This is a genomic window from Occallatibacter sp., from assembly GCF_049802275.1.
Lineage (GTDB): Bacteria > Acidobacteriota > Terriglobia > Terriglobales > Acidobacteriaceae > Telmatobacter.
Genome location: NZ_JBARMD010000025.1, coordinates 1 through 5,509 on the forward strand (window position 1 = coordinate 1; position 5,509 = coordinate 5,509).

3 protein-coding genes are annotated in these 5,509 nt (G+C 55.9%); 2 read left to right on the forward strand and 1 reads right to left on the reverse strand.

What is annotated here, in order from left to right:
* Nucleotides 1-132 precede the first annotated feature (132 nt).
* Nucleotides 133-1,671 (forward strand): phytoene desaturase family protein, encoded by a 1,539-nt coding sequence (locus WA354_RS00740; RefSeq protein ID WP_472811092.1) that lies wholly within the window; start codon nt 133-135, stop codon nt 1,669-1,671.
* A 33-nt stretch (nt 1,672-1,704) separates the two neighbouring features.
* Here the strand turns inward: WA354_RS00740 and WA354_RS00745 are convergent, their stop codons facing one another.
* Nucleotides 1,705-2,595 (reverse strand): hypothetical protein, encoded by an 891-nt coding sequence (locus tag WA354_RS00745; protein WP_472811093.1) that lies wholly within the window; start codon nt 2,593-2,595, stop codon nt 1,705-1,707.
* Nucleotides 2,596-2,725: 130 nt separating this feature from the next.
* On the opposite strand from WA354_RS00745, the gene WA354_RS00750 reads away from it, so the two are divergent.
* A partial coding sequence (locus WA354_RS00750) for a SpoIIE family protein phosphatase (RefSeq protein ID WP_472811094.1) occupies nt 2,726-5,509 on the forward strand: 2,784 nt, incomplete at its 3' end.

Sequence of the window (5,509 nt, forward strand, 5' to 3'; positions counted from 1 at the left end):
GGGCAACGCGGGTTCGTCCCTATCAACTTGCATGACAAGTCTCTTGAGCGGTTGTCTGATCGCCTTGATGTAGATTTCCGTGGAAGACGATCGTTCCAACGCCGCCAAACGCGCAATTGGGAGATCAGGTCAATGAGGCAGAATCGTAGAAGGATCGTAATCATCGGCGGCGGTATTGCCGGGCTTAGCACCGCCGTGTATGCGCTGAAGTGCGGCTACCAGGTTGAAGTACTTGAAATGCATGACATGGCTGGCGGCCTTGCAATGAGTTGGCGTCGCGGCCAATACACCTTTGAAACGTGCCTGCACTGGCTGGTTGGCTCAAGTCCGATTGGGGAGTTCCACGCACAATGGAGAGAAATACTTGATATTGAGAAGCTGACCTTTATCAATCCGGAAGAGTTTGTCCGTATCGAAACCGAGAACGGCGAGAAGCTGAGTGTCTACACCAACGTGGATCACCTGGAGGCGGAACTTCTCAGACGTGCTCCGCAGGATGCCGTCGCGATCAGGGATCTTACGCGCTCAATCCGCAGTCTCGGCAAATTCAGGGTCCTCGACCCTTCGGGAGGCCTGGCCGAAAACTGGCGCAACATCCTCCGTGACCTGCCGATCTTTCCACTGCTCGGCAAACTGACGAAGATGAGCGGCGCAGAATATGGCAGTCGCTTCTCCGATCCGCTTCTGAGGAACTTCTTCTCCAGCGGTGATATTGGAAAAATGTCCGCCATCGCCATGATCCTTTCGCTGGCCTGGATGAACACAGGCAATGCGGGCTATTGCATCGGCGGATCGCAGGCGTTAATCCGGCTTATCGAAGACAAGATCAAGAGTCTCGGCGGGAAGATCCGTTTCAAAGCCAAAGTCGAGAAAATTCTGGTGGAGAACGACAGGGCGATCGGTGTGGAGTTGGCCAACGGGGAGATCGTCGCAGCCGATTGGGTTATCTCTGCAGCCGATGGTCACGCCACGATCTTTGATCTCCTGGGCGGCAAATACGTCGATGCGGCAACGCGGAGCAGGTATGACGAAAAAGAATTGTTCGCTTCGTACGTCCAGGTGTCGCTCGGTGTGGCGCTTGATCTCAGCGATCAACCTCCAATGATTACGCAGGTTGTTGCAACTCCGCTCATGGTGGACCCCGGCACCGAACTTGATCATGTTCCGTTCCGGTTCTTCCACTTCGATCCGACGTTCGCCCCGAAGGGCAAAACCGCCGTCACCAGCGTTCTTCCGACGCGAAACTTCACGTATTGGACCGATATGCGCGGCAAGGATTTAGCCGGTTACCAGGCCCAAAAACACCGTGTCGCCGACTCCATAATCTCCGTCTTGGAAAAGCGGGTCCCTGGCGTGCGCGAAGCAATCGAGGTAGTCGACGTGTCGACGCCAGCCTCTGTCATCCGCTACACCGGTAACTGGAAGGGAACCATGGAGGGATGGCTGGTTGAGCCTGGCGCAAGCTTCAGGCCTCTGCCCAACACTCTTCCCGGGTTAAGTGGCTTCGTGATGGTAGGACAATGGGTTATGCCCGGTGGAGGGCTTCCCTCGGGCCCCATGACCGCCCGCCCTGCAATGAAGGCAATTTGCAAGCAGGATCGGATAGACTTTACACCCTGGCTAGATGCACAGGAAGCCGTACTTATAGCGGATGAACCGGTCGAGCGATAGCAAAGAGGCAGGCTGCTCCTCCGGAAAGCTGATTCAGATCTGCGACCATCTCGGGGGCGCGCGTCGTGACAGCCAAAGCATTAATATCGCCATTCCACAGTCCGAAGCCGCACCAAACCACAATGAAGCGTGGGCATAAAGAACGAATAGGAGTAACAATCCGGCACTGAGGGCGAGGGCCCAGGCACGCCACCATTGCCGCCAACAGAACACGAGTACGATCGAAATCGCAAACTCCGCAAACGCGAGAATCCAGATCGCGATTTCTATCGCCTCGCTTACAAGCGACTCGGGGACACGGCCTTCAACGCGATCCCTTATGCCTGCCAGGATCTTTGGCACGGCAACGTGATCGGCGAACTCCGTAAACAGGTCCAGCGCTAAAGCACTACTTGCTCGGTGATATCGAAGCCGAATGCGACTTACGAGGCGCGTGTTGCTCTCGTCGACTGGATATAGCGCCCACGTGAAGGCGCCATCGTGAGGCACTGCCTCGCTTTGCCAGATCAGGAACTGGTTGGGTTCGATTTGTCCGAAAGTCAGATGCGCGACCTTACTGATGGGAAGTACACCGCCAGTTTTCGGATGCTGCAAATCCGGCACAATCGATTCAGCGCTGCGGATACCCGTCTTGCTGCCAATATTCTCGATGAGGTCGTAGCCGTAGTACCCGGCCCGGTCAAATCCCATCTGCGCAATCCAGGGCCAGATATCCTCCGGCCGACCTCGAATGGTGATGGCTCGTGTCGCCACGAAGTTCGGATTGGCGACCAGGTCGTCGCCGGGCATTGACCGCCTCATCTCCTCTGTCGCGGCACCCCAGCGTAGTTGTGATGGGCGAATGAAGAATAGATATACCGTGATCAGGATCACTAACACAACAAAGACACTGAATGATCTCACCATCCTGGAGTCAAGCTTCATTCGACTTCTCCGTACGGCTGATCATTCTAGGAACACAGTATTTCCACCAAAAGTTTATTGCTAGCTGCTATTCCAGTCTGTGATAACGCCCCGTGAATAGGTTCAGTTTCAGACTCATTGTCACAGCGGAATGCCCTGCTGCCGTTGTACTCTTCCTGCGATTGGTTTGTCGGGATCCGGGAGAATTACACCTAACAGGTGCCACAGAAATGGCAGACACCATGATTTGTTGGGCGATGGCGCATTGTTGAAAGTTGAAACCGTGGGCAGACTGTTTTCAAAGCGGCATTCTCTTTTGCTATTGGCGGCCCTGCTGACTCTCGCGGTCGCGGTCTACAGCTTCATATGGGCGTATTACATTCGGTCCCTGCCACAGAGCAGGATAGGTGTCGTACTTCGACAATATTCCTCTGAAGAGAAGCAACTCGATCTGGTTCGAGTTAGCACTGGCAGTCCAGCGGAGAGAGCTGGATTGAGACCCGGCGATCACATCGCCGAAATCAACGGGCAGCCTCTCGACTCAATCGAGCCCTGGATAGATTCCGTCGTGTGGGCGAAACCGAACTCTCCCGTCGTGTTTACACTCAAGCGAGGTTCAGAAGCAGCATTCCAACGCACAGTTATCACGCCCGATCTACCACGCGAGCTAATCCATCCGACCTTCTTCCAGGTGGTCGTCATGAATTCGCTCTTAAGTTATCCTTTATTCTTCCTTGGCGTGGGAATGGCCGTGCTTTGGTTCCGTCCACTGGACCGGAACGCGTGGTTACTGGCCATCATGTTCACCGGCTTTATCGCCCTCGCCCCGTTTGTGAATTCGGAAACCGAGCCCCTGGTCCCGGTCGCTATCCGTCGATTTGCACTGACTTTCCAGTTCGTGTTTCAGGCACTGTTTCCTGCAATCTTCTATTACTTCTTCGCCGTCTTTCCCGTTCCCTCCCCGTTGGATCGCAGAGTGCCATGGCTGAAATTTGCATTGCTTGGAACAACTGCTCTGATCGAGTTACCGCTGGCGTGGACCGTAGCGACAACAGGGTCTATGGCGACGATTTTCCAGGTCACCGAATGGATCAAAGGATGGTTTGACCCTACACCCGTTTCAACGGGCTATTTGGTTGGCGCGCTCTGCCTGGGATTGGTCTCTCTGGCCTGGAATGGTTGGCGCGCACCCACTGTGGAAGCGAAACGGAAGATTCGCGTACTGGCTTTGGGAACGGCTGCTGGGCTGGTTCCCATGCTTGGCATGACCGTCTACGTTCTCCAGTCGGGAAAGGAAGTCAGCCCTCTGAGTCTGCCGTTTTATCTCTGGATCTTCAACGTAGCAGCACTCATCCTTGTGCCTCTTTCATTCGCGTATGCCGTGGTGAAACACAGGGTGATGGATATTCCGGTCCTGCTCAAGCGTAGCGCCCGGTACTTGCTCGTACGCCGCGGGTTCGCCCTCTTCATTACGATCGCGAGCATCGGAGCCGCATGGGCCTTCGTCCGGTTCTTCTTTCAATTCTTTCCATGGCTGCGCGAGACCGGCAGCGGTGCAGTCGTTACCGTTGGAATGGCGGGGGCAGGTGTAGGAGGTCTGATTGCTGTCGGCACATCCCGGATTCAGGACCGCGTGCGACACCGCCTCGACCGAGCTTTTTTTCGCGGTCAATACGATGCGCGGCAAATCCTCGAAGATCTAGCCGAGCGAATCCGTAAAGTCCAGAAGACAACTCAACTGGCAGCACTGCTCGAGGAACAGATCACTAAAGCGCTGAATCCCTCTGCGCTGACTCTCTATGTCGAAGTCGCCGATGGCGTATTGCAGACCTCTGCAGACGGCGTCCGTTCTGATTTGCACCGGCTCACAACCGAACACCCGTTGCTCAAGGAGATTGCGCGGCGAGGCCAACCTGTCGACGTGCCGCCGCCGGATTCGGATCTATTCAAGCCGTTTTCGATGATTGAGCCGCTTCGGTGCGAGTGCATCGTTCCGCTCCCTGCACGTGATGGCGGGCTGGTAGGCGTCATTGTTCTCGGTCCACGATTATCGGAAGAACCATATTCCGAAGAAGACAAACGACTTCTAAGTTCAGTTGCGAATCAGGCGGGAGTCGCCATCGAAAGCATTCGCCTAGCCGAAAAGATGGCCGCGCAGCTCGTTGCTGAGCGACGAACAGCCTATGAGTCAGAAATGGCTCGGCAAGTCCAAGCTCGCTTGTTGCCTCAGCGCGCACCCGTTATGCAGACACTTGATTACGCAGGTGTCTGCATACAGGCTCGCGCTGTCGGGGGTGACTATTACGACTTTCTCGACGTTGGTGCGGGAAGAATCGCCATCGTCCTCGCAGATGTTTCAGGCAAAGGAATGCCGGCCGCACTCTTGATGGCTGGCCTGCAGGCGACAATGCGCACCCACTGTACGGCGGGACGGGACAACCTTGCGACGATGATGCGGCAGGTAAACAAACTTCTCTACGAGTCGACGGCTCCGCAGCACTTCGTCACCTTGTTTGTCGCCGAGTACGACGATGCAAGCCATCGCCTCCAATTCGTAAACTGCGGCCACAATCCACCTATCCTGCTCACTCGCAGCGGAATCGTGCAGCGTCTCTGTGCAACAGCCTGTGTATTGGGTGCTTTTCCCCAGTGGGAGTGCACTGTCGAAGAGGTCACGATGAATTTGGGCGACACCGTTGCACTCTTCACCGATGGTGTGACGGAGGCGGCCAACAAGGAGGGGGAGGAGTTCGGCGAGGAGCGCCTGATCGCCGCCTTGTGCGAGCATCGCGGCCAACCGGCAGACCAGACGCTCGAAGCGGTAACCCGTCTCGCGCTGGCTTTCGGTGGAAGTGATCAGGCCGACGATCTCACGATGATCGTCGCGCGTGTCGTCGAAATGCCGGGAACAGCAGCAACGGATGGTGCCCGTGAG

Bases quoted from the DNA above. Each gene is read 5' to 3' on its own strand.
- WA354_RS00740 (WP_472811092.1), top strand. From the start codon at position 133: ATGAGGCAGAATCGTAGAAGGATCGTAATCATCGGCGGCGGTATTGCC.
- WA354_RS00745 (WP_472811093.1), bottom strand. From the start codon at position 2,595: ATGAAGCTTGACTCCAGGATGGTGAGATCATTCAGTGTCTTTGTTGTG.